The sequence below is a fragment of the Actinotalea sp. genome (assembly GCF_041597215.1).
Taxonomy (GTDB): Bacteria; Actinomycetota; Actinomycetes; order Actinomycetales; family Cellulomonadaceae; genus Actinotalea.
The window spans coordinates 16,209-38,889 of record NZ_JBFHHB010000004.1 but is presented as its reverse complement, the minus strand read 5'-3'; the positions used below and the strand labels follow the sequence as shown (position 1 = coordinate 38,889).

21 protein-coding genes and 2 pseudogenes are annotated in these 22,681 nt (G+C 70.5%); 13 read left to right on the top strand and 10 right to left on the bottom strand.

The window, feature by feature from the left end; genetic code table 11:
• Both ABWK99_RS01020 and ABWK99_RS01015 read right to left on the bottom strand, forming a co-directional pair.
• Positions 1–230: pseudogene (locus ABWK99_RS01020) on the bottom strand (apolipoprotein N-acyltransferase); the annotation flags it as partial.
• Positions 231–511: 281 nt separating this feature from the next.
• Positions 512–727, bottom strand: a complete 216-nt coding sequence (locus ABWK99_RS01015; RefSeq protein WP_372592824.1) for a hypothetical protein — start codon at positions 725–727, stop codon at positions 512–514.
• A 398-nt stretch (positions 728–1,125) separates the two neighbouring features.
• Between ABWK99_RS01015 and ABWK99_RS01010 the strand changes: the two are divergent.
• The 5 genes and pseudogenes from ABWK99_RS01010 to ABWK99_RS00990 all read left to right on the top strand — a co-directional run bounded on the left by ABWK99_RS01010 (position 1,126) and on the right by ABWK99_RS00990 (position 4,464).
• A pseudogene (locus ABWK99_RS01010) lies at positions 1,126–1,626 on the top strand (DUF305 domain-containing protein).
• Between the two features lie 259 nt (positions 1,627–1,885).
• Complete coding sequence (locus ABWK99_RS01005) at positions 1,886–2,734, top strand: amino acid ABC transporter substrate-binding protein (protein ID WP_372592823.1); 849 nt, start codon at positions 1,886–1,888, stop codon at positions 2,732–2,734.
• A 21-nt stretch (positions 2,735–2,755) separates the two neighbouring features.
• Positions 2,756–3,424, top strand: a complete 669-nt coding sequence (locus tag ABWK99_RS01000; protein ID WP_372592822.1) for an amino acid ABC transporter permease — start codon at positions 2,756–2,758, stop codon at positions 3,422–3,424.
• Positions 3,411–4,205, top strand: coding sequence for an amino acid ABC transporter ATP-binding protein (locus tag ABWK99_RS00995; protein WP_372592821.1), 795 nt, complete (start codon positions 3,411–3,413; stop codon positions 4,203–4,205). Before ABWK99_RS01000 ends, ABWK99_RS00995 begins: the two co-directional genes overlap by 14 nt.
• A gap of 61 nt (positions 4,206–4,266) precedes the next feature.
• The gene (locus ABWK99_RS00990; RefSeq protein ID WP_372592820.1) at positions 4,267–4,464 is read left to right on the top strand and encodes a hypothetical protein; all 198 of its coding nucleotides are present in this window, start codon (positions 4,267–4,269) and stop codon (positions 4,462–4,464) included.
• 215 nt (positions 4,465–4,679) lie between these two features.
• On the opposite strand, the gene ABWK99_RS00985 is transcribed toward ABWK99_RS00990, so the two are convergent.
• The gene (locus ABWK99_RS00985; protein WP_372592819.1) at positions 4,680–5,141 is read right to left on the bottom strand and encodes a heavy metal-responsive transcriptional regulator; all 462 of its coding nucleotides are present in this window, start codon (positions 5,139–5,141) and stop codon (positions 4,680–4,682) included.
• A 55-nt stretch (positions 5,142–5,196) separates the two neighbouring features.
• Between ABWK99_RS00985 and ABWK99_RS00980 the strand changes: the two genes are divergently transcribed.
• From ABWK99_RS00980 to ABWK99_RS00970, 3 genes are all read left to right on the top strand, one after another.
• On the top strand, positions 5,197–5,496 hold the full coding sequence (locus ABWK99_RS00980; RefSeq protein WP_372592818.1) for a thioredoxin family protein: 300 nt from the start codon (positions 5,197–5,199) through the stop codon (positions 5,494–5,496).
• 79 nt (positions 5,497–5,575) lie between these two features.
• Positions 5,576–6,925, top strand: a complete 1,350-nt coding sequence (locus ABWK99_RS00975) for an NAD(P)/FAD-dependent oxidoreductase (protein ID WP_372592817.1) — start codon at positions 5,576–5,578, stop codon at positions 6,923–6,925.
• Between the two features lie 53 nt (positions 6,926–6,978).
• Positions 6,979–7,464 carry a hypothetical protein gene (locus tag ABWK99_RS00970; RefSeq protein ID WP_372592816.1) on the top strand — a complete coding sequence of 162 codons (486 nt, stop codon included), beginning with the start codon at positions 6,979–6,981 and terminating at the stop codon, positions 7,462–7,464.
• 326 nt (positions 7,465–7,790) lie between these two features.
• On the opposite strand, the gene ABWK99_RS00965 is transcribed toward ABWK99_RS00970, so the two are convergent.
• The 5 genes from ABWK99_RS00965 to ABWK99_RS00945 all read right to left on the bottom strand — a co-directional run bounded on the left by ABWK99_RS00965 (position 7,791) and on the right by ABWK99_RS00945 (position 13,169).
• The gene (locus ABWK99_RS00965) at positions 7,791–7,973 is read right to left on the bottom strand and encodes a hypothetical protein (protein ID WP_372592815.1); all 183 of its coding nucleotides are present in this window, start codon (positions 7,971–7,973) and stop codon (positions 7,791–7,793) included.
• Between the two features lie 260 nt (positions 7,974–8,233).
• Positions 8,234–8,503: a hypothetical protein gene (locus tag ABWK99_RS00960; protein ID WP_372592814.1), complete on the bottom strand. Its 270-nt coding sequence runs from the start codon at positions 8,501–8,503 to the stop codon at positions 8,234–8,236.
• Positions 8,504–10,216: 1,713 nt separating this feature from the next.
• The gene (locus ABWK99_RS00955) at positions 10,217–11,791 is read right to left on the bottom strand and encodes an LLM class flavin-dependent oxidoreductase (RefSeq protein ID WP_372592813.1); all 1,575 of its coding nucleotides are present in this window, start codon (positions 11,789–11,791) and stop codon (positions 10,217–10,219) included.
• A gap of 15 nt (positions 11,792–11,806) precedes the next feature.
• Positions 11,807–12,235 carry a nuclear transport factor 2 family protein gene (locus tag ABWK99_RS00950; RefSeq protein ID WP_372592812.1) on the bottom strand — a complete coding sequence of 143 codons (429 nt, stop codon included), beginning with the start codon at positions 12,233–12,235 and terminating at the stop codon, positions 11,807–11,809.
• Positions 12,236–12,272: 37 nt separating this feature from the next.
• Positions 12,273–13,169 (bottom strand): SDR family NAD(P)-dependent oxidoreductase, encoded by an 897-nt coding sequence (locus tag ABWK99_RS00945; protein ID WP_372592811.1) that lies wholly within the window; start codon positions 13,167–13,169, stop codon positions 12,273–12,275.
• 38 nt (positions 13,170–13,207) lie between these two features.
• Here ABWK99_RS00945 and ABWK99_RS00940 point away from each other — a divergent pair, with 38 nt between their 5' ends.
• Together ABWK99_RS00940 and ABWK99_RS00935 are read left to right on the top strand one after the other, a co-directional pair.
• Positions 13,208–13,669 (top strand): MarR family winged helix-turn-helix transcriptional regulator, encoded by a 462-nt coding sequence (locus tag ABWK99_RS00940; protein WP_372592810.1) that lies wholly within the window; start codon positions 13,208–13,210, stop codon positions 13,667–13,669.
• A gap of 239 nt (positions 13,670–13,908) precedes the next feature.
• Positions 13,909–14,670, top strand: coding sequence for a DinB family protein (locus ABWK99_RS00935; protein ID WP_372592809.1), 762 nt, complete (start codon positions 13,909–13,911; stop codon positions 14,668–14,670).
• Between the two features lie 17 nt (positions 14,671–14,687).
• On the opposite strand, the gene ABWK99_RS00930 is transcribed toward ABWK99_RS00935, so the two are convergent.
• Positions 14,688–16,850, bottom strand: a complete 2,163-nt coding sequence (locus tag ABWK99_RS00930) for a DEAD/DEAH box helicase (protein WP_372592808.1) — start codon at positions 16,848–16,850, stop codon at positions 14,688–14,690.
• A gap of 390 nt (positions 16,851–17,240) precedes the next feature.
• Here ABWK99_RS00930 and ABWK99_RS00925 point away from each other — a divergent pair, with 390 nt between their 5' ends.
• The 3 genes from ABWK99_RS00925 to ABWK99_RS00915 are packed head-to-tail and all read left to right on the top strand — an operon-like array spanning position 17,241 to position 20,931.
• Positions 17,241–18,290 carry an extracellular solute-binding protein gene (locus ABWK99_RS00925; RefSeq protein ID WP_372592807.1) on the top strand — a complete coding sequence of 350 codons (1,050 nt, stop codon included), beginning with the start codon at positions 17,241–17,243 and terminating at the stop codon, positions 18,288–18,290.
• Positions 18,291–18,310: 20 nt separating this feature from the next.
• Positions 18,311–19,900, top strand: a complete 1,590-nt coding sequence (locus ABWK99_RS00920) for an ABC transporter permease (RefSeq protein ID WP_372592806.1) — start codon at positions 18,311–18,313, stop codon at positions 19,898–19,900.
• The gene (locus tag ABWK99_RS00915; RefSeq protein WP_372592805.1) at positions 19,897–20,931 is read left to right on the top strand and encodes an ABC transporter ATP-binding protein; all 1,035 of its coding nucleotides are present in this window, start codon (positions 19,897–19,899) and stop codon (positions 20,929–20,931) included. Before ABWK99_RS00920 ends, ABWK99_RS00915 begins: the two co-directional genes overlap by 4 nt.
• Positions 20,932–20,970: 39 nt before the next feature.
• Here the strand turns inward: ABWK99_RS00915 and ABWK99_RS00910 are convergent, their stop codons facing one another.
• Positions 20,971–22,656, bottom strand: coding sequence for a ribonuclease J (locus ABWK99_RS00910; RefSeq protein WP_372592804.1), 1,686 nt, complete (start codon positions 22,654–22,656; stop codon positions 20,971–20,973).
• Between the last annotated feature and the right edge of the window lie 25 nt (positions 22,657–22,681).

Here is a 22,681-nt window from a genome sequence, read left to right as displayed (position 1 = left end):
TCCAGCACCGACAGGGCGAGCCATCCGCCCGGTTGCCCGACGGCCTCATTGGCCCACCACAGGTGCGGAAGGAAGAACGCGAGGCCGAAGGTCCCACCGGTGAGGAACCCCCCGCCGGGCGAGGCACGACGGAGCGCCAAGAGAAGCAGCGCGATCCCGACGTAGGCCATCGGCCACCACGACCGGTCAGGGAACGCGGTCTCGGTCGCAAGCCCGCCCAGCGCCGCCATCGCGAGGCCCCTCCAAGCACCGTCGGCCCGGCCGGGGCGCGCCGGTCCCGGGCAAGCCGATCCGACCGTGGTTGCGGCGGTCATCCAGCCATCGACCCGTTGGGATGGCGGGACGATCGGTCCCCCCACGCACAATTCTCGTGGTGCACGTCCGTGCACGTCGGGTGCGTCAACGTCAACCTCTCCTCGTCCAAAGCCGACCGAAGAAGAACCACAGCGCGGCGGCCGTCAGTGGGACTGCCACGCCGATCATCGGGACTGCGCTCATGCCTGGTCCCCGTTCACATGGGGGTCACCGGCGACGAGCGCTGCGTCTTGCTCAGGCACGTCGTCGAGACTGTGCTCGGTGACGGCGAACCCGCCGCCGTCACAGCCCCGACGAGAATCGAGGGCGACACGTGCTCGTGGCTCACGACCACGGTGGGTGACCCGCCAGCAAGGTTCAGCCGGATCTCAACCTCGACGACGCCTTCGAGCTCGTGAAGCTGCTCGAGCACCCCAACCAGGCACGTGCCGCAAGTCAGCCCATCGACCGAGAATCTGGTCCTTTGACGCATCCCTTGCTCCTCCCGGTTGTGATACCCCCCTAGGGTATCTGCCCGTTGTGATCCTTGATATGCCCTCGACTTCCGCTTGATGAAGGTCCGACGTCGATCCCGCGAACGCCACCCGAGGAGGGGACCCTTCTGGCCGGTGGGATGAGGTCACGGGGGCAGGCACGTCACTGTTGGGAACCGCCGCAGCGCGCCACGTTGACAACACCCTCGATCGGGCCGCTGGAGAACTTCCTCAGAACCACCCTGTCGGTCGCCGTGCTCGTGACGGCTTGGGGCACGACGCCGGCCACGATGACGCCAGCTCCGACTTCGACCAGTCGGTGCCCGCGGTAGCGGAGATGACCGTGCACAACGTCGCCGACACCGAGTTCGCGCAGGCGATGAGCGTCCACCACCAAGGTGCGATCGAGATGGCTGGCCTGGCCATGACGCAGGCGTCGTCCTGTGAGGTGCGCTCGCTGGCCGTCCGGATCTCGGCCGCGCAGGGCCCGGAGATCGACACGATCGGGCAGGCTCGACGCGCGGGGGGACGACCAGCCCACAACGGCCGAGATGGCCACCATGGGGCATGAGGGTCTCCAGATGAGCGGGAAGGACCAAGCCGCCGTCATGGCCGAGCTCGCGACGCTGGGGGCGCCGACTTCGACCGAGCCTTGCTCGAGGCGATGACCGACCATCACCGGGGTGCCCTCGTCATGGCCGAGACCGCAAGGGCCGAGGGTTCCTACGCCGAGGCGCTCGCGCTGGCCAAGTCGGATCATCGACGCCCAGACGGCGGAGATCGCCGAGATGTCGATTTTGCTGCGCTCGATGTGAACGGCGCCAAGCGGATTCGATGAAGAGTCGATCAAGACGCGCGGCGGTCTGCCCGCAACCATCCGGTCGTCTGATTGGCTATTCCGGTGCGCGATGCCATGATCCCGACACCCGCTGTGCCCTCGAGGGGCTCCGCGGCGTGTTGTCGCTGCCTGCGCTGTCGCTGACCTGAGCACAGCCCCTTCGGCACCCCGGCGTTTGCTGTGCGGTGCGCCTGTTCGAACCCCGCGCCCGCTGCCGCGTCCTCACCCGCCTTACCCACCACACTTCCGAAGGACACCCATGCCTACACCCACGATCCACCACGTGCGCCGTCTGCGTACCGTTGCCCTCGCACTCGCGCTCGTCAGCCTGGCAGCGGCGTGCTCGAGCGCCGAGCCGCAGGCGTCCTCCCCCAGCGGCACGTCATCGGCGTCCGCCAGCGACGGCTCACTCGAGGCGGTCGAGCAGGCGGGTGTCATCGTCATCGGCACCGAAGGCACCTACCGGCCGTTCTCCTTCCACGAGGACGGCACCGGGGACCTGACCGGATACGACGTCGAGGTGGCTCGGGCAGTTGCCGATCGCCTGGGTGTCGAAGTTCGGTTCGAGGAGACCCAGTGGGACGCGATCTTCGCGGGGCTCGACGCCGGCAGGTTCGACGCGATCGCCAACCAGGTCTCCATCACGCCCGAGCGTGACGCCGCGTACGCGTTCTCGCGGCCCTACACCTACTCGCCAGGCGTGATCGTGGTCGCGGCCGACGACACCTCCATCTCCTCCTTCGCCGACCTGTCCGGGAAGAAGACGGCGCAGTCCCTGACGAGCAATTGGTACTCGCTCGCGCAGCAGAGCGGCGCCACGATCGAGCCCGTGGAGGGCTGGGCGCAGGCCGTTGCCCTGGTCGCGCAGGGCCGCGTCGCCGCCACCGTGAACGACGAGCTCACGTTCCTGGACTACAAGACGACCTTCGGCGCCACCAACCTCAAGGTGGCAGCCACGACCGACGACGTGTCGCGCAACGCCTTCGCCTTCCGCCGGGGCAGCACCACCCTCGTCGCGGCGGTCGACACGGCTCTGGCCACACTCACCGACGACGGCACGCTCGAGAGGATCTCCCGGAAGTACTTCAGTGAAGATGTCTCGAAGTGAGCGGGCCCGACGCGGGTGACCATGTCATCCGATGAGTGGCACCTTGCCCTCACGTCGCTGTGGCCAATCACCTCAGGTGCGCTCCGCGGGACCATTCCGCTCGCGCTGTTCTCCTTCGCGGGCGGCATGCCTATCGCGATCAGGGTGGCGCTCATGCGGCTCTCCCGGCGCGCCGTCCTCGCGCGCCTCGGCGCCGTCTTCGTCTCGGTGGTCAGGGGGACGCCGCTACTCGTCCAGCTCTTCGTCGTCTTCTACGGGCTCCCCTCGTTGGGGATCGTCGTCGACCCGTGGCCCAGCGCGATCATCGCGTTCTCGCTCAATGTCGGCGGATACGGCGCCGAAGTGGTTCGCGCCGCGATCCTGTCCGTCCCTCGCGGGCAGTGGGAAGCGGCCTACGTGATCGGCATGTCACACCGGCGAACCCTGACCCGAATCGTCCTGCCCCAGGCGGCCCGGGTCTCGGTCCCACCGCTGTCGAACACCTTCATCAGCCTGGTCAAGGACACGTCACTCGCATCGCTGATCCTGGTCTCCGAACTCTTCCGACAAGCGCAGCAGATCGCGGCGTTCAGCCAGCAGTTCATGCTCCTCTACCTCGAGGCGGCCCTGGTGTACTGGGTGATCTGCCTAGCCCTGTCCGCCGGCCAGTCGTCCCTCGAGACGCGATTGGACCGACATGCAACGCACTGATCCACCCCCACCGCCGCTGGCCGACCGGCGGCCACTGCTCTCGGCTGACTCGCTGCGGAAGAGCTTCGGTCCTCTACCGGTCCTTCGCGGCGTGGACCTGACCATCGAGCGCGGACAGGTGCTCGCCATCATCGGCCCCTCGGGTTCGGGCAAGACCACCCTGCTCCGATGCCTCAACGGGCTGGAGACCGCCGAGTCCGGCCGGATCGAAGCCTCCGACGGCCAGACGGTTGACTTCTCAGCGCGCCCCGGCCGCGCCGCACTGAACAGGCTGCGCGACCGGAGCGCAATGGTCTTCCAGCACTACAACCTCTTCCCGCACAAGACGGTCCTCGAGAACATCATCGAGGGCCCTGTCGTCGTCCAGCGACGCCCGCGGGCCGCTGCGGTGGCCGAGGCCCGCGAGCTGCTCGACCGGGTCGGTCTCGGCGCCAAGGAGGCGAACTACCCCTCGTCGCTGTCCGGCGGGCAGCAGCAGCGGGTCGGGATCCTCCGTGCCCTCGCACTGCGCCCCGAGCTCCTGCTCTTCGACGAGCCGACCTCTGCGCTCGACCCGGAGCTCGTCGGGGAGATCCTGAGCCTCATGCGCGACCTCGCACGCGAGGGCTGGACGATGGTCGTAGTGACGCACGAGCTGCAGTTCGCCCGCGAGGTCGCCCACCACGTCGCCTTCATCGACGACGGGGAGATCGTGGAGCACGGACCCCCAGACCAACTGCTGCGCCGTCCGGAGCACGAACGCACACGCCAGTTCGTCCATCGCCTGCTCCACCCGCTGTGAGGTTCGGCCGGGCGCGGACATGTCTGCCGGTCACCGCCCGCCACGGCCACCAGGAGCACGGGTGAGGGCGGCCATGATCCGGACGGCAAGAGCGACCGTGACGACGATGGCGATCGCGCTGACCGCGAACCACACTCCGGCCGCCGGGCACGGCGCGGCTCCCAGGGCGCTGCTCAGCGACCCGCTCGAGACGATGGCGACGGCGAGGAGCAACCAGAAGGAGCGCCTCGCACCGGCCCAGCAGCACCTCGCGATGTAATCGCCGTGACTCGGTAAACCATCACCGGCCGCCTCCTTCGGGGCGGGGCGCGACGCCATGAGGACGGTGAGGATGACCACCGCGAGCGGCATGGCAACAGGTAGTTCGCCTCCCGGGGCCGCTCGTAGGACCCGGTGAAGAAGACGCGCATCGGGTGGAGCAGCGCCGCACCGTCCGTCGTCGACGGCGTCCAAGAAGGCAGGTCGGCCGTCCGGTCAGCCCGGCGGGCTGCTGCGGGCCGCCAGGACCCGCGCAGCCTGCTTGGCGGGATGGTGGCTCCGTGACGCGGACAGGATCTGGCAGATGTCTGGTTCGGTGCAGTCTGCGGGATCGAGGAGGTCGCCGCGCTCGATGAGCCGTGCCAGCTCTGACCCGAGCGCCTCGAGCTCGGCCTGTCGAGCCCGGACGGCGTCGAGCTTGCTGCTGAGCAGAGCCGTCACATGGGCGCACGGGGCGTTTCCGTGGTCACGGAGATCGACCACGCCGCCGATCTCGGCGAGGGTCAGCCCGGCGGTCTGTGCGCTGCGGATGAAGCGGAGCCGTTCGACGCTGGTCTCGTCGTAGGTGCGGTAGCCGTTGGCTGCCCGTCGCGGTTCGGGCAGCAGCCCACGACGCTCGTAGAACCGGATCGTCTGGGTGTCCAGGCCCACGGTCTCGGCGAGGTCTCCGATCAGCATCTGCTCAACCTACCCCTTGACCTTGTAGCGCGGAGCAAGGTCTAGCGTCGCGGACATGGAGATCACCCTGCAGTACTTCGACGGCTGCCCGAACTGGACGATCACCGAGGAGCGGCTGGCCGTGATCGCGGCCGAACAACCCGAGATCACCGTGACCCGCCACCTGGTGGAGACCATCGAAGAAGCCGAACAGGTCGCCTTCCACGGATCGCCGAGCATCCTCATCGACGGTGTGGACCCGTTCGCCGGTGAGGGTGCGAGCGTCGGGCTGGCATGCCGTATCTACCAGACCCCGGACGGCCCGGCAGGCTCCCCGACGCTCGAGCAGCTGCGTTCCGCGGTGGCCCGCCCCTGAGGGCCGCGCACCTCGGCTCCGCGCACCTGCGCCCGGGCGCCTGACGCCGTCACTCCCCCAGCGCTGCGAAGGAGAACATATGAGCACGTACGACCTGATCGTGATCGGTGCCGGGATGGCCGGTGTCGCCGCCGCCAACAAGTGCGCCTCGCAGGGGTGGAGCGTGGCGATCGTCGACGAACTCCCCTACGGCGGCACCTGTGCGCTGCGCGGCTGCGACCCGAAGAAGATCCTGCGGCGCGGCGCCGAGATCATCGACAGTGCCCGGTTGATGCGCGGCAAGGGCATCGACGCCAACGGCCTGTCGATGAACTGGGGCGACCTGATGGCGCACAAGCACGGTTTCACCGACCCGGTCCCGGCGAACATGGAGAAGGGCCTGGCGGGCAACGGCGTGCACACGCTGCACGGCTCGGCGAGGTTCACCGGCGCCAACCGCCTCGAGATCGACGGCACGTCCCGCGACGCGGCGCACGTCCTGATCGCCACCGGCGCCCGCCCCCGCCCGCTGGACTTCCCCGGCCACGAGCACCTGGTCGACAGCACCGACTTCATGAACCTGCAGGTCCTGCCCAGGCGGATCGTGTTCGTCGGTGGCGGGTTCGTCTCCTTCGAGTTCGCCCACATCGCCGCTCGCGCCGGCAGCGTGACGACGATCATCGACCGTGGTGCGCGCCCGCTGAAGGGATTCGACCCCGACCTCGTCGAGCTCCTCATCACCCGCGGCACCACCGCCGGGATCGACGTCCGACGCTCCACCACGATCACGGGCATCAGCACGAGCGCGACCGGCTTCCAGGTCATGGTTGACCGATCCGGCACACCCGAGACGATCGAGTGCGACCTGATCGTCCACGGCGCCGGGCGAACACCCGACCTGGACAGGCTCGACCTCGACGCCGCCGGAGTCGCGTGGGGCGAGCACGGAGTGCACGTGGCCGGCCACCTGCAGAGCACCACCAACCCCGCCGTCTACGCCGCCGGCGACGCAGCCGACACCCGGGCAATGGCACTGACCCCGGTCGCGGTCGTCGAGGGCAAGGTCGCCGCCGCCAACATGCTCAAGGGCGCCACCACCGTCCCGGACTACACCGGCGTCCCCACGGCCGTGTTCACCATTCCCGAGCTCGCCCGGGTCGGCCTGCTCGAACAGGAGGCCCGCGACAGGGGCCTGGACGTCGAGGTCCGCTACCGCGACACCAGCGGCTGGTACTCGAACTACCGCATCGGCGAGACCACCGCGGCCAGCAAGATCCTCATCGACCGCGCCACCGACCAGATCCTCGGAGCCCACCTGCTCGGACCCGAGTACGGCGAGCTGATCAACACCCTCGGACTGGCGATCAAGCTCAACCTCACCACCCGCCAGCTCAAGTCGACCACCGCCGCCTACCCGACCGCCGGATCCGACCTCGGCTCCATGCTCTGAACCCCCCGCCAGCCAGGGCAACCCAGCGCGACCCGTGACCACGGATCGGCCCGGTGGACGACGATCTCTTGATCCAGTCTTCATCGCTCCTGCGTCGGTGCTCCCTACACGCGGAACACGATGTTGAGATGGCACTGACTGCAGATCCCCTTCGGACAGACGACGGCGTCCTCACCGACGCCGACGATGTGGAGGTTCGACCGCGACGAACCGTTTGGACGGTCGTCACGGGCGCCCTCGGCGCGATCGGGGGCATCGCACCCCACGTGCTCCACCACGTCGGTCCCCTGGTCGGCACGGCGCTGGTGGCAGGCGCGGGAGGAACCGCACTCTTCGGAGTCCTCGGGCTCGCGCTCTCCGTTCCGATGTTCCTCACGCTCCGCCGCCGCTTCGGCAGCTGGTGGGCGCCCGGCATCGCCCTTGCGGCCTTCACCGCGATGTTCCTGGTCTCCTCACTGCTCATCGGACCGCTTATCAGCGGCTCTAGTCCCCCTCCCGCGGACCAGAGCATCTCCGACCACGAAACACACCACCGCTGACGCCTCCCAGCCACGCCCCCTTGTGACCACCCGTCGCGGACCGGCATCGCAGGGCATCGACCTGAGCCGCAAGGAGAAGCATGAAGGCCGCCCCGTCGATGACGATCGCCGGCCACCGGCCGCGCCGGTCGGCGAGTGTCAGCGAGGCGCGTAACGGCAGCTCAGCGACCATCTGCTCCGCGGTGAACGGCCCCGTGCCGCGCGATGAGCGAGCCGTCGGGCGCGATCAAGCCGCCTACCCCCACCGTGGAGATCTGCACCACCGCTCGACCGTGCTTGACCGCGCGGCAGCGTGACATGGCCACCTTGTTGGGTTGACTCCTGAGTCAGGCCGAAGGAGGCACGTTGGTGGGGATGACGATCAGCTCGCCGGCGGCGACCACCGACTCGCGGATGAGCTGGTCGTAGGCCACCTCGAAGCGGGTGCCGGCGGTGGTCGGGACCTCACGACCGAGCCGAGCAACCGGGACTTTGAGCAGCCGCGATGCCGGCGCCTGAAGAATCGGCACGCCCACTGTCTTGGCGATCGAAGATGATCCGCACCGGCAGCCCGGGTCACCACGACCACATCGGGCCATAGCCGCCCCGGACCTGGATCTGAACAGACTTCGCGCGGCCGGCCAGGTCCGCGCGACCGGTCGCCCTGGACCTGGATCCGAACAACCTTCGCGCGGTCGGCCAGGTCGACAGACCGGTCCCCTTCGGACCGAGGAAGAACCAGCGAGCGGTGCCGGTCAGCGCGACCGCACTCCGACCGCCAGGGCTGCACTCAGGTTTGGTCACCATTCGAACGGGGGTCGCGCACGGCGGGTGCTCCATCCCGCGCGGGCCGGTCGTCGAAACTGTGCGCCGTCACAGCGAATCCCGCCGCCGCCACGGCCCCAGCGAGCGTCGAGGGCGAGAGCCGCTCGTCGCTCACCACCACAGCCGGCGAGCCACCAGCGACATTCAACCGAATCGCGACCTCGACGACGCCGTCAAGCTCGTGAAGGTGCTCAAGCACGGCGACCAGGCACGTGCCGCAGATCAGCCCGTCCACGGAGAAGTTGCTCGTCCGAGTCATCCTTCGGTCCCTCCACCCTTCATACCCCCATAGGGTATTTGCGCCTCGACGCCCCTTGGTCAGCGATCGACGTCCCCTTGGTGAAGGACCGATGGTGATCCTTCGAGCCTCACCGGGAGGGGCCCCGATGTCCGATCGGAGGCGATGTCCGGGCATGACGCCACAAGGGAAAGCGGCGCGTGCATCCCTGGCAGCGTGCCTCAGCCCGACAGCGAGCCGGCGTGGGGATCCGGCTTCGGCCGAGACCCACCCTCGGCGCGATTGATGGCCAGCGCCATCAGGACGAGCCCAGCCGCGGGATGCGGGTCGACGGAAGCTGACCGCTGGTCTCTCCTCGGATTGGCGAAGAGGTCGGCCCGGTCGTCGTCCGCGCCCACGGCGAGAGGGGCAAGGCGGCGCGAGCCGACCGGACCGAGCGGGACGTCGCAAGGCGAGTACGCCGCCGATGCACCTCTGCCCGCGCGTGAAGCACTCGATCACGGAGTCGCTACCGAGCGCAACTACCCGCGCGACGACGCCTCCTACGCGGCGAGGGTCAGGCCCGTGTGGCGCAGCCAGTGGAATCGGAACTCCGGCGGCAAAGGAGGTCCGCTTGACCGCGGTCTTGAAGAAGTACGCGAAGGTCGAGGGGTTCATCTGCGTCGAGCCGCCCGGTGCGGCCGGGAACAGCAGGGCCTTCGCCCCGCGGCGCACGCGGTTCTCGAGATGGTCGGCGACCGCCTGGGCCACGTGTGGGCGCACTGCGACCACCCGTACCCCGGCGTCGGTCTTGGGCGGCCCGACATGCGGTGCCCCGTCGACCCAGGTGACCCCGCGGGTGACCGAGACGCGCTCGGGGATGATGTCGCCGCGGCGCAGCTCCAGGACCTCGCCGCTGCGCAGCTGGCACCAGGCCCCGAGCAACACCGTCAGGGCCAGGCACTCGGGCATCGCAGCCGCGAGCTCGACCACCTGGCCCGGCGTGGCCACCGTCGTCGGCGTCGCGGGCCGGGCACGGCCCGCCCCGCGAATCCGGCACGGGTTGTCCTGCAGTTTCCCGTCCTCGACCGCGGTCGCCAGGATCGTGCGCAGCAACGAGTAGGTCCGCGCCCGCAGAGTAGGGCGCCCCACCAGCGTCGCCGCGTACCACCCACCGACCATCTCGGCGTCCAACGCGGCAAGGCGGACCTGCCCGAGCTGGGGGTAGTCGTGCTTGTCGAGGTAGTGCCCCTAGATCTAGCCCCGTCGCCAGGGGGTCAATCCCAGCCTGACGTTGACACATGACTTCGCCAAGCTGGGAACAGCTTCGGACCCGGCTCCAGGGAGCACCGTGGCGTACGCCAACTGCGTACGCCAACTGGGCCTCGTCCGCCGCCGTCCGGTCCCATCCGCTGGCAGCGCGAGAGGCGCCTGAACTGCACAGATACACGCCCACGGACGCCAGCGGACCCCACTCCGCTCCCTGACACGGAAGAGGTCACTGGTTCGATCCCAGTATCGCCCACAGCAGAGCCCCAGGTCACAGACCTGGGGCTCTTTCGTTGCCGTCACAGGCGCGCAGATGCCCGCTCCTGCCGAGGGGCGGGCGCACTCCGTCGTCGAGATCGCCCGTCTGACGCGAGATCGCCTGTTCGAACCTGCGATCTCGCGACGAACCGGCGACCTCAGGCCGAGGGGGTGTCGCGGCGGTACAGCAGCCCGCCCCGACGGTCAGCCGAGTCCCAGGCGCGCGATCGGCTCGATGAGCACCTGTTCCTCGTAGGACAAGTGGGACACCAGGGTGTCCGAGAGCAGGTCGACCGCCTGACGCAGCTCCGGCATCCCGTCCTCCGCCGAGACGAAGGCCACCAGGGCACGGTCCACCTGCTCGAGAACCTCGTGGATCTGGTGGTGCTCGGCCTGGAGCTGGTCGATGACGGGAGCCAACCGAGGGTCACCACGTCGAAGATGCGGGAACACGCCTTCGTCCTCGAGCGTGTGGTGGGTCGTCACCACGCGGCAGTAGCTCTCGCAGTAGCCCCCGAGGACCCACTTGTTCTGGCGCAGCGTCATCGTGTTGATGTGGGATCTCGCCTCGGCAGCGCCGAGCATCCCTGCGGCCACCTGGTCGACGAGGTCGTGCAGCTGTTCGAGCTCGGAACGCAAGTGGTCGTGGATGTCGACCAGGTGCTGGCCCGCGGCCTGCTCATGCGGCGTGTAGCCACGCTCAGGGTCGGGCGTCGGGCCCAGCGGACGGGCGGACTCGTCCAGGACCGTCGAGGTGCCCCGAGGTGTCGGCGGCGGCGTGGCACGCACGCTGAGGGCGGTCCTGGTCAGCGGCACCGCACCCCGGCCTCTCGGGGCACCGCCGGCGACCTCCCGGATCGGCTCGCCGGGGTCCGGGACGTCGGCCGCGACCTCGCGGGCCGAGCCGACGATCTCGCGGACCGCGGGCGCGACCTCCTGGGCGAACACCTGCAGCTGCCTGGCGTCGTCGGTGGCCATGATGAACGTGCTGACCCCCTCCTCGAGGGCCAGCTGGGCCAGCTCAGCGGCCCAGTGCTCGGGAGGGCCGTCCAGCTGCGCGCGCGCCGTGCCGGAGAAGGTGCCGGCCACATTGAGCAGGCGTCGCACCTGACGTGGGTCGCGGCCCGCGTCGAGGGCCGCCTGGTCGATGACGGCATTGCCTCGAGCGAGGTCCCCGGGCTGCAGGTAGAACAGCGAGGGCAGCCAGCCGTCCGCGCTGCGACCGATCATCCGCAGCATCCGAGGCTTGAGGGCCCCCACCCACACGCCGATGTCGTGCCGCGGCGCCGGGCCGCGCTTGGCGCCCATGACACGGTGGTGGACGCCGTCCACCCGCACGCCTCCCGGTGCGCCCTCGTCCCAGACCTGGCGGATCACGGTGATCGCCTCCTCGAGCGCGACCACGCTCTCACCCGGGCTGAGGCGGGGCACCCCCATCCCGACGATCGCGTCCCAGAAGGCACCCGCCCCCAGGCCGAGCTCGACGCGACCTCCCGAGAGCAGGTCGAGGGAGGCGGCGCTTCGCGCCAGCACGGCCGGTGGCCGCAACGGCACGTTGGCGACGTTGGGCGAGAGCCGCACCGTCGAGGTACGCGCTGCGACGAAGGACAGCAGGGTCCAGGTGTCGAGGAAGTTCGGCTGGTACGGGTGGTCCTGGAAGGTCACCAGGTCGAGCCCGAGCTGCTCGCACAGCACGGCGAGGGCGACGGTCTCGTCGGGGTGGTGGCGGTCCGGGGTCAGGAACGAGCCGAACTGGAGGTCGTGCAGGTAGTCGGTCACGTGCGTCCCCCGTCCTCAGAAGACGCTGTGCCCGCTGACGGTCGCGGCTGCGGCCACGACGGGCTGGAGCACGTCCCAGTGCTCCAGGGCCACGCCGTCGGAGTCCATCCTCCAGATGTCGACCCCGGCGATCCCGAGGTCCTCGGGGTCGTCGTTGTAGAGGTTGAGGAAGTTCACATGCGCCCACACCCAGTTGTCCACCGCGATGATCCGGTGGATCTCGACCCGGGCGAGCGGGTGGGCCTGGACGATGCCGGCGAACGCCTCGCCCAGCATCGGCCCGCCGTCGGGCAGCCCGGGGTTGTGCTGCACGTAGCCGTCCGCGACCAGCGCAGCTGCGGCCTCGCGCGGCTGCTTGTCGTTGATGGCTCGACGGTAGAAGGCGATCAGGTTGTCCTTGTTCCGCACGGCCTGGGTGTCGTTGGTGTCCACGATCTCGATCATGATGTTCTCTCCTGGTGGTTGGTAGGGAAGATGGAGCTCAAGCGAGGCCGACGAGCTGCAGTCGCAGCGCGTCGAGCTCGTCGTCGGTCAGGGTCTTGGAGGCCTGCAGCAGCGCTGCCGCGTCGGGACCCACGGTCCGTCGGCTCGGTGCCGGCTGCTCCTCGGCCAGGTCGATGACCTGCGTGGCCGCATCGGTCGCGCTGATCCCTTCGCCCTGCCGGGAGTTGAACTGCTCGGCGAAGCGCGCGAAGGGTGTGCCGTAGAGCTCGCGCTGGGCAGGGGTCATCGCGGCGAGGAGCCTCTCGAAGGCAGCCGCGGACTTCGCCGGGCCGCCCGTGAGCATGCTTCCGGGCGAGACGATGGTCACGTCGACGCCGAACTCCTTCAGCTCCGCGCGATAGACGTCTGCGAACACCTCGGCGGCCGCCTTCGACGCACCGGAGGCGGCGTTGAACGGGAGCGGCACGGTCGCGGTGATCGTGCTGATCTGCACGATGCGCCCTCGCGCGGCGCGCAGCGCCGGCAAGAACGCGTTGATCACCCGCAGCGGCCCGAAGGTGTTGACCTCGAACTCGTGACGCACGTCGTCGATCGCCAGCAGCTCGATCGGACCCGGGGTGAGGATCCCGGCATTGCTGACCAACAGGTCGACGCCCGCCACCTCCTCGCGCACACGCTTGGCCCACGCGTCGACGGCCGCGGAGTCGACGATGTCGACGACCTCGAGCCGTACCCCACCACCCGAGGCGGCGTCGAGCTCAGCGACCAACGTCTGCGCGGAGGCGGTCCCGAACACCTGGTAGCCGCGGGCGACCAGGCCCAGGGAGATCTCACGGCCGAGCCCACTTCCCGCTCCTGTCACCACCGCTACCCGCTTGCTTCCACTGCTCATGACCACGCCCTTCTCGATGTACTTGCTGCGTGAAACAAACACTACTGCCAAATGCTTGCTCGAGCAACTATGTTGTGGGGATGAGCACACCCTCGCCGGCCGACGTCAGCCCGCTGTCCCCTGCCGAGGAGCGGTTCATGCGGTCACTGACCCGGTTGCTGGTCGTCCTGCCGCGCAAGCTCGACGCCGACCTCACCCGGAGCACCGGACTCTCGGCGACCGACTACTTCGTGCTCGTGCACCTGTCCGAGGCCCCCCGTCGGCGCATGAGGATGACGGACCTGGCCACCGGCTCGGCGATGTCGATGAGCGGTGTCTCCCGCGTCATCGACCGACTGCAGAAGATCGGGCTGGTGGCGCGAGAGCGCTGCCCTGATGACGGGCGAGGCTGGGAGGCCGTCCTCACCGACGATGGACTACGAGGGCTCCAGGACGCATGGGTCGTGCACCTCGCGAGCGCCCGCGCTCACATCTTCGACCATCTCGGCGAGGTGGACCTCGAGTCCGTCGCGGCCGCGTTCGAACGCATCGCGGACTGCTAGGAGGTCTGACCCGGTCGATGCCGTCCTGCTGGTCGACCCAGTCGGTGAGCCGGGGTCGGGGCGCCGTACGTCGACGACGGCCGCTGCAGCCGAGGTGCACAGCAGCGCCACGCCGGCGCGCCCGACGCGGCCTCGTGCCGGTCCGGTTCGCATGATCGGGCGCGTGCCCCTTGACCAGCCGGGCCCGGCTCGCGACCCTGGCGGTGAGGACGACCTCCGAGAGCGGTGGTGACAGGGCGATGACGACCTACTCCGGCACGAAAGAGTTCGAGGGCGCGAGCTTCGTCAGGGCGAGCTTCGCGGGTGCGCGATTCCTCAGGACGCGCCTGACGGGCGCCACCCTCCGCTTCTCCGACGTGAGCGGGGTGACGATGCGCGGGGTCGACGTGGACGGCCTCGACATCGACAGCCACGACCTGTTCTTCGGCAGCCTCCTGGTCAACGGCGTGGACGTGGTGCCACTCGTGGACGCCGAGCTCAACCGGCAGTTCCCCGGTCGGGAGCTGCAGAAGGCACAGACACCCGAGGGCCTGCGCGAGGGTTGGACCGCCGTGCAGTCCGCCTGGCAGAGCACGGTGGCGGACACGCCGCCGGAGCTGGTGGACGCCCACGTCGAGGACGAGTGGTCCCTGGCCCAGACCCTGCGGCACCTGGTCCTGGCGACGGACGCCTGGCTGCGCGGCGGGATCCTGCGGATCGAGCAGCCGTTCCACGAGATCGGCCAGATCTTCACCGGTGCCGCCGAGATGGGATTCGACATGTCGGTCTTCCGCGCGGACCCGCCGGGCTACGAGGAGGTCCTCGCGGTGCGTGCCGAGCGGCAGCGCATGGTGACCGACGTCCTGGCCACGGTGACGCCCGAGCTGCTCGCGGAGGAACGCGAGAACCCCTGGGGTGTCGATGACTGGCATCCCAGCGTCGGCGACTGCATCCGGGTGATCCTCGAGGAGGAATGGGCGCACCTGCGCTACGTCCGACGGGACCTCGCCCTGCTGCGGTGAGCCGGAGCGGCGCCGGCTCAGGCAGCGCCCTCGGCGGCGAGCGCGTCGGTGAGCAGGCCGATGAGGGCCTCGAGCTGCACGTCCGTCGAGGCCGGGAGGTCCTCGTCCTGGGCCCCGTCCAGGGCCCGGGCGGCCAGCCCTGACTTGCTGTCGATCAGCTCGGCGATCCTGGCGTCGATCGTCTGCGCGGCGATCACCCGCCAAGCCGTCACGGGCTCGGCCTGACCGATCCGGTGGATCCGGTCGATCGCCTGGGTCTGCTCGGCGTAGGTCCAGGAGAGCTCTGCCAGCACGAGGTTGGAGGCGACCTGGAGGTTCAGCCCGACTCCTGCGGCCGTCAGGGAGCACACCACGATCGACACCTCGGGGTCGTTCACGAAGGCGGCGATGTTCTTCGCACGGGCCTTCGGGGTCTGGTCGCCCCGGATCGAGGCGTACCGGATCCCGCGCTGGGCGAAGGCGTGCTCGGCATGGTCCATGACGTCGACATGCTTGGCGAAGAAGACCACCTTGCCGACGTTGCGGGCCAGCTGTGCGGCGTAGTCGGCCGCGAGTCCTGCCTTGGCCTGGCCGATCCGCCGGACCATGGTGAAGACGTTCTCTCCCCCGCCCTGCGATCCCGAGTCCTTGAGCGCCCCTGCCGCCACCCGGCGCGCGAGCGCGTGGTCGATCCCGTCGACGAGCGCGGCGTCGTCCCGCTGCTCGACGGCAGCCCGGTAGCGCCGGACCAGGGTGCGGGCGAGCTCGGCCTCGGCCTCGCGGATCGAGCGGCCGACAGCACCCTCGAGCTCGACCGGCAGGTCCGCGACCCGCCGCGCCGGGATGTCGGCGGCCACGTCGACCTTGCGGCGACGCACGATGCCCATGTCGATCACGGAGTTCCGCGCGGCGGAGTAGAACCCGGGGTCGGCAGGGGTGAGCCCGGTCTCCTCGAGGGCGGCCATCAAGGACCCGAGCGGCATCGTCTCGTCGATCCAGCCGAGGAACTGCCAGATGGCGCGGAAGTCCTCGATGTCGTTGATCAACGGAGTTCCGGTGAGCGCCATGAGGAGCGGACGGGCGGTACGGGCGCGGATCTGTTCGGAGAGCGCGAGCACGTGCTGGGAGCGATGCGACGCCTTGTTCTTGATGAAGTGCGCCTCGTCGACGATCATCCCGCGGAAGCCGAGGTGCCCGAGCCAGCCGACGTGCCGGTCCAGCAGCTCGTAGTTGACGATGACGATGTCCGCGAACCCGTCCACCCGGTCGCCGTCGCCGTGGACGACGGTAGGAGTGCGGTCGGGCGTCCACACCCGTGCCTCGTGCGCCCAGCTCGGCTTCACGACGTTGGGCACCACGACCAGGAGCGGATAGGCGTCGGCGGCCCTGGCGGCGAGCAGCGCCTGGGCCGTCTTGCCGAGGCCCGGTTCGTCGGCGAGCAGGAAGGTCCGATGACCGCGAGCCGTGGCTGCGACCACCCGGGCCTGGTGCGGCATCAGCTCCAGGCCCGGCGGGAGGGGCACCGGGGCCGGCTCGGGCAGGTCCATGCAGGCAGGGGCGCCGGTGGCGCCGTACTCGAAGGACCGGAAGAGCGGCTCGAGCAGCTCCCAGCCGGCCAGCCGCCGCGCGCGCGTCGCCGTCCGCGCGGCTGCGGCCTCGAAGTCCGGGGCCAGGAACGGGTTCGCGAGCTGGCGCGAGATCACCGACCGCGGCACCACCTGCTTCTCGGCTCCCGGCACGGGGGCGGGCGGCGCGGCGGGCTCGGCCGGCTCGGGCTCCTCCGACGGCGCCAGCCCGGCGGACCGCATGGTCGCTGCCATGAAGGCTCGCGCGGCGTCGGAGACCCGGGCGTCCTCGGCGAGCAGGGCGAGCAGGGAGGTGTCCCGGGCGGCCGTCCTCGCCAGCATGGTCGCCACCGCGTCGAGCCGGGTGAGCTGTTCGCCGCGGCGGCGCTCGCTCAGTCCGGTCTCGGCCAGCACGCGAGCCCGTTCCTTGCGCACCAGCAGCGCCACGACCTGGAACTTCGTGCGGATCGCCTGGCGGGTCGGCGGCCGCTGCACGGCGCGATCGACCTCGCGAGCGATCGAGGCGAGGACCGGCACGAGCCCCCGCTCGGCAGGTCGCGGGGCGCGGCGACGCTGGGTGGCGCTGCCGGGGGCCGGACGTGCGCCACCGGACCGGGCTCGGCCTTGTCGTGCCACATCTCCTCCGTCGACGAATCCGCTCCGCGCCTGCTGCGCAGGGCGACATGCCTCGGCCACGCGAGACCGAGAGGGCGATGCAGCCCGCGCCGCGTCTCGCAGACGATCCCGCCAGGGCGCAGGATCCAGGCGCCGGTCACCGCGCAGTCAGCTCTCCTGCGCCGCCCGCCGGCCGGCGCTCGAGACGAGCGTGGCACGTTGACGGGACAGCCCAGTCAACCACCGTCCGGGCAACCGTGTGGCGCATTCGGTCGCCGGCGAGTCCCGGAAGCACCCCCGCGCCCGCTCCGGGACCGCCGCGACCCGGAGCGGCTTGCACCGAAGTTTGGTTAGGCTCTCCTAACCTGTAGGATCATCCCGATCCATCCCCCTGACCCCTGGAGACCGTCCGTGCCTTCCGCGCGTCTGATCGCCCCTGCCCTCGCCCTCGGCCTCGCCGCCTCGCTCGCCGCCTGCGGCAGCCAGACCTCGTCGACCGTCGACGGTGCGGGCCCTGACGACTCCGGCGACACGCTGGTGATCTACTCCGGGCGCAACGAGAACCTCGTCGCCCCCGTGCTCGACCGCCTCGAAGAGGCCGTCGGGATGCCCGTCGAGGTGCGCTACGCCTCGTCGAGCGAGCTCGCCGCCCAGCTCCTCGAGGAAGGCGACGCCACCGAGGCCGACCTCTTCTTCTCCCAGGACGCCGGTGCACTCGGCGCCCTGGCCAAGGCCGAGATGCTCGCCACTCTCGACGAGGACGTCACGGCCCTCGTCCCCGAGGACTACCGCGACGGCGAGGGCCGGTGGGTCGCCACCTCCGGCCGGGTCCGCGTCCTGGCCTTCGACCCGGCCCAGGTGCCCCAGATCGAGGAGATCACCGGGATCGACCAGATCCTCGAGCCCGAGTTCGTCGGCACGATCGGCTACGCCCCGAGCAACGCGAGCTTCCACGCCTTCGTCACGGCCCTGCGGGTCGAGCGCGGCGAGGACGAGGCGCGGGCATGGCTCGAGGACTTCTCCGCGCAGCAGCCCCAGGCGTTCGAGGGCAACAACGCCGTCCTCGACGCCGTCGACGGAGGGCAGGTCGCGGTCGGTCTGATCAACCACTACTACTGGTTCCAGAAGGTGGCCGAGCTCGGCGAGGACTCCGTCCAGGCCCGGATCCACTACCTGAGCAGTGACGACCCGGGTGCGCTGGTGAACGTCGCCGGTGCGGGTGTCCTCGCGGGCACCGACAACTCCCGCGCCGCGAACGAGGCGATCAGGTTCCTGCTGTCGACGGAGATCCAGCAGTACTTCGCCGACGAGACCGCGGAGTACCCGGTCGTCGACGGGGTGCGCAGCACGGTCTTCGACCTCGAGCCGCTCGCCGAGCTCGGCACCGACCAGATCGACCTCAACGAGCTCGACTCGCTCGACGCGACGCTCGCGCTGCTCGACGAGGTGGGATTGACCTGAGCACGACCAGGACGGCAGGCATGACGACCTCGCGAACGAGGCGCTCGTCGGAGCGTCCCCCTGTCGCGCTCGTCGTGCCTGCCGTCGTGGCGGCTGCCGTCGCCCTGCTCCCGCTGGTCTACCTGGCGGTCCGGGCGACCGAGGGGGGACTCGGCGCGGCGCTCGAGGTCCTGCTGCGCGAGCGCACCGCTCGCCTCGTGCTGCGCAGCCTCGGTCTCGCCGCGGCGGTCACCGCCGCGTGCCTCGTCGTCGGGGTCGGCCTCGCCTGGCTCACGACGAGGACCGACCTGCCGGGCCGACGGACCTTCGGCGTCCTGGCGGCCCTCCCCCTGGCCATGCCGAGCTATGTCGCCGCCTACGCCTGGATCTCGGCCGTCCCGGGGATCGCCGGGTTCTGGGGCACGTTCCTCGTGCTCACCGCCTGCACGTACCCCTACGTCTACCTGCCGGTGGTCGCGGCCCTGCGCCGTGCCGACCCGAGCCTCGAGGAGGTCTCCCGGTCGCTCGGCCGCGGCGCCGGGGCCACCTTCCGGTCGGTGACCCTGCCCCAGCTGCGGCCGGCCGCTGCGGCCGGGGCCCTGCTCGTCTCGCTCTACGTCCTGTCGGACTTCGGTGCGCCCTCCCTGCTGCGCTACGACGTGCTCACCCGGGTGATCCACGCCTCGTACCGGTCGAGCTTCGACCGCACGCCGGCCGCCGTCCTGTCGATCGTGCTCGTGGTGCTCACCGTCGCGATCACCGTCGGCGAGTCCCGCAGCCGCGGCCGGGCGAGCCAGGCGCGGATCGGCTCCGGGGTCGCGCGCCGTCCCCCGACCGTGGCCCTCGGTGCCATGGCCCCGCTCGCCGTCGCCGCCTGCGTCGGCGTCGCAGGGGTCGCGCTCGCGTTCCCGGTCGCGACGCTCGGCTACTGGCTCGCCCGTGGCAGCTCGGCTGCTCTCGACCTGGGTCGCCTCGTCGAGGCAGCGCGCTCGACGGTGGGCGTCTCGCTCCTCGGCGCGCTCGTCACCACCGCTCTCGCCGTCCCTGTCGGCATCCTCGCGGCGCGGTACCGCGGTCGATCGACCCGCCTGCTCGAGCACGCGACCTACGCCGGCCACGCGCTGCCGGGAGTCGTCGTCGCCCTCTCGCTCGTCTTCCTCGGCGTGCGGTTCGCTCGGCCGATCTACCAGGAGGTCCCGCTGCTCGTGCTGGGCTATGCCGTCCTCTTCCTCCCGGCCGCCGTCGGGGCCGTGCGCGCATCGGTCGCGCAGAGCCCGCGGCGACTGGAGGAGGTCTCCCGGTCGCTCGGCCTCGGCCCGTCGGCCGTGCTGCGCCGCGTGACGCTCCCCCTGGCCGGCCCCGGGATCGCGACCGGTGCGGCCCTCGTCCTGCTGACGGCGATGAAGGAGCTCCCCGCGACCCTGCTGCTGCGGCCCACCGGGATGGACACCCTCGCGACCCGCCTGTGGACCGAGACGGGATCGGGTGCGTACGCTGCCGCGGCGCCCTATGCCGCAGCTCTCGTCCTGCTCGCCGCCGTCCCCACCTTCCTGCTCACCCGCACCCATCGCGTCGCGGCCGCCGCCGACGCCCCCGTCCTGACCGAGACCACGGAAGGAGCCGGCCGATGAGCCGACTCGAGGTACGCGGGATCACCAAGTCCTTCGACGGGCAGCCGGTGCTGCGCGGCGTCGACCTCGAGGTGCCGTCGGGCGCGTTCGCTGCCGTCCTCGGCCCGTCCGGCTGCGGGAAGACGACCCTGTTGCGCGTCGTCGCAGGATTCGAGCGCGCCGACGCCGGCACCGTGACCCTGGGCGACACCCGGGTGACCGCTCCGGGGCTGCACCTGCCACCGGAGAAGCGCCGGGTCGCCGTCGTGCCCCAGGAGGGCGCGCTCTTCCCGCACCTGACCGTCGCCCAGAACGTGGCCTTCGGACTGCGCGGCCGCGAGGCACGCCGCGGCACCCGCGCCACCGAGCTGCTCGAGCTCGTCGGGCTCCGCGGCTTCGACCAGCGGATGCCGGCGGAGCTGTCCGGCGGGCAGCAGCAGCGGGTGGCGCTCGCTCGGGCGCTCGGGCCCCAGCCGCACGTCGTCCTGCTCGACGAGCCCTTCTCCGCCCTCGACGCGGCGCTGCGCGCGAGCGTGCGGACCGACGTGAGGGCTGCACTGCGAGCCGCCGGTGCCACGGCTCTGCTCGTGACCCATGACCAGGAGGAGGCGTTGTCCACCGCGGACGTGGTCGCCGTCATGCGCGACGGCGTCGTCGTCCAGTCGGGGACCCCGCAGGAGGTCTACCGCTTCCCCCGCGACGTGGACGTCGCGCGCTTCGTCGGAGAGGCCGTCGTGATCCCCGCGACGGTCCGCGACGGAGTCGTCTGGACGCCGCTCGGCCACCTGCCCCTCACCGAACCGGCCCGCGACGGGGTCGGGACGGCCGTGCTCCGACCCGAGCAGGTCCACCTCGTGCCCGAGGGCCAGGGGCTCACGGCCCGTGTCGTGGAGACCTCGTTCTACGGGCACGACGCGAGCATCCGGCTCGAGGTGCGCTGCCCGGGCGAGGTCGACCTGCCGGTCCTGTGCAGGACCCAGGGAGAGGTCCCCGCCGGCGACGTCGTCGGGGTGCAGATCGTCGGTCCGGTCACCTGGTACCCCGCGGCCTGAGCGGGCCGCCCGTCCCGGACGGCCCGCCGCAGGCACAGCTCAGGCGTCGACGACGATCGCGATGACGACCGGCGTGCGCCGGTAGGTCCGCTCGACGTACCGCCCGACGGCTCCGGCGATCGTCTCCTCGAGCATGTCGATGTCGACCTTCTGGTCGGCGATCCGCGCCAGCGCCCTGTCCACCTCGGCGACCGCGCCGTCGAAGGTGTGGTCGTCGTGGACGAAACCACGGGTGAGGAACTCCAGGGGCTCGGCGAGCGTCGTCGTCCCCGCCTCGACGAGTGCGAGGACGGTCACGACCCCTCCCTCGCGCAGGGCCTGACGCTCCTTGAGCGTGTCCTCCGTCGCGCGACCCACCGTCTGGCCGTCGACGTAGATCATCGCCGCGGGGACCTTGCCGCTGATGCTCGCCCGGCCGTCGATCAGGTCGATGGTGACGCCGTCGCGCGCCACGATCACGTTCTCGGGGTCGATACCGGTGCGGACGGCGATCGCGGCGTTGGCGTGCAGATGCTTCGACTCGCCATGGATGGGCAGGACGTTGCGCGGACGCATGATGTTGTAGCAGTAGGCGAGCTCGCCGGCGCTGGCGTGCCCCGAGACGTGCACCTTGGCGTTGCCCTTGTGCACGACGCGGGCGCCCAGGTCGGTGAGCTTGTTGATGATCCCGTAGATCGCGCCCTCGTTTCCCGGGATGAGGGAGCTGGCCAGCAGCACCGTGTCGCCCTCGGAGAGCCGGATCTGGTGGTCGCCGTTGGCCATCCGCGACAGCGCCGCCATCGGCTCACCCTGGGAACCGGTGCAGATCAGCGTGACCTTCTCGTCGGGCAGGTTCCCGAGCTTCTTGAAGTCGACGACGAGCCCACGCGGGATCGTCAGGTAGCCCAGGTCGCGCGCGATCCCCATGTTGCGCACCATCGACCGCCCGACGAAGGCCACCTTGCGGCCGTGCGTGTGCGCGGCGTCGAGGACCTGCTGGATGCGGTGCACATGGCTCGCGAAGCTCGAGACGATGATGCGCCGCGGCGCGGTGGCGAAGACCTGGTCGATCGCGGGCGCGAGGTCGCGCTCGGAGGTCGTGAACCCGGGGACCTCCGCGTTGGTCGAGTCGACCATGAACAGGTCGACCCCTTCCTCGCCCCAGCGGGCGAAGGCGCGCAGGTCGGTGATCCGGTCGTCCAGCGGGAACTGGTCCATCTTGAAGTCACCCGTGCCCACCACCAGCCCGGCGGCGGTGCGGATGGCCACGGCGAGCCCGTCGGGGATCGAGTGGTTGACCGCCGCGAACTCCATGTCGAACGGCCCAGCCTGGTAGCTGTCCCCCGCTGCGACGGTCACCGTCGTGGGCCGGATGCGGTGCTCCTTGAGCTTCGCCTCGATGAACGCCAAGGTGAGCTGCGAGCCGATGACGGGGATGTCGGCGCGCTCCTTGAGCAGGTACGGCACACCTCCGATGTGGTCCTCGTGCCCGTGGGTGAGCATGATCGCGACGATGTCCGCGAGCCGGTCGAGCAACGGCGAGAAGTCCGGGAGGATCACGTCGATCCCCGGCTGGTGGTCCTCGGGGAACAGCACCCCGCAGTCCACGACGAGCAGCTTCCCGGCGTGCTCGAAGACCGTCATGTTGCGGCCGATCTCACCGAGCCCACCCATCGGCGTGATGCGCATCGCGCCGTGCTTCAGCGGGGGCGGGGTGGACAGGGTCTGGAGCTGTGCTGTGGGCATGTGGGGCCTCCGGGACGAGGGGGCG

Excerpts from the sequence above, each read along its gene's own strand:
- ABWK99_RS01005 (WP_372592823.1), top strand. The coding sequence starts at position 1,886 with ATGCCTACACCCACGATCCACCACGTGCGCCGTCTGCGTACCGTTGCC.
- ABWK99_RS01000 (WP_372592822.1), top strand. The coding sequence starts at position 2,756 with ATGTCATCCGATGAGTGGCACCTTGCCCTCACGTCGCTGTGGCCAATC.
- ABWK99_RS00995 (WP_372592821.1), top strand. The coding sequence starts at position 3,411 with ATGCAACGCACTGATCCACCCCCACCGCCGCTGGCCGACCGGCGGCCA.
- ABWK99_RS00985 (WP_372592819.1), bottom strand. The coding sequence starts at position 5,141 with ATGCTGATCGGAGACCTCGCCGAGACCGTGGGCCTGGACACCCAGACG.
- ABWK99_RS00980 (WP_372592818.1), top strand. The coding sequence starts at position 5,197 with ATGGAGATCACCCTGCAGTACTTCGACGGCTGCCCGAACTGGACGATC.
- ABWK99_RS00975 (WP_372592817.1), top strand. The coding sequence starts at position 5,576 with ATGAGCACGTACGACCTGATCGTGATCGGTGCCGGGATGGCCGGTGTC.
- ABWK99_RS00950 (WP_372592812.1), bottom strand. The coding sequence starts at position 12,235 with ATGATCGAGATCGTGGACACCAACGACACCCAGGCCGTGCGGAACAAG.
- ABWK99_RS00940 (WP_372592810.1), top strand. The coding sequence starts at position 13,208 with ATGAGCACACCCTCGCCGGCCGACGTCAGCCCGCTGTCCCCTGCCGAG.
- ABWK99_RS00935 (WP_372592809.1), top strand. The coding sequence starts at position 13,909 with ATGACGACCTACTCCGGCACGAAAGAGTTCGAGGGCGCGAGCTTCGTC.
- ABWK99_RS00920 (WP_372592806.1), top strand. The coding sequence starts at position 18,311 with ATGACGACCTCGCGAACGAGGCGCTCGTCGGAGCGTCCCCCTGTCGCG.
- ABWK99_RS00915 (WP_372592805.1), top strand. The coding sequence starts at position 19,897 with ATGAGCCGACTCGAGGTACGCGGGATCACCAAGTCCTTCGACGGGCAG.
- ABWK99_RS00910 (WP_372592804.1), bottom strand. The coding sequence starts at position 22,656 with ATGCCCACAGCACAGCTCCAGACCCTGTCCACCCCGCCCCCGCTGAAG.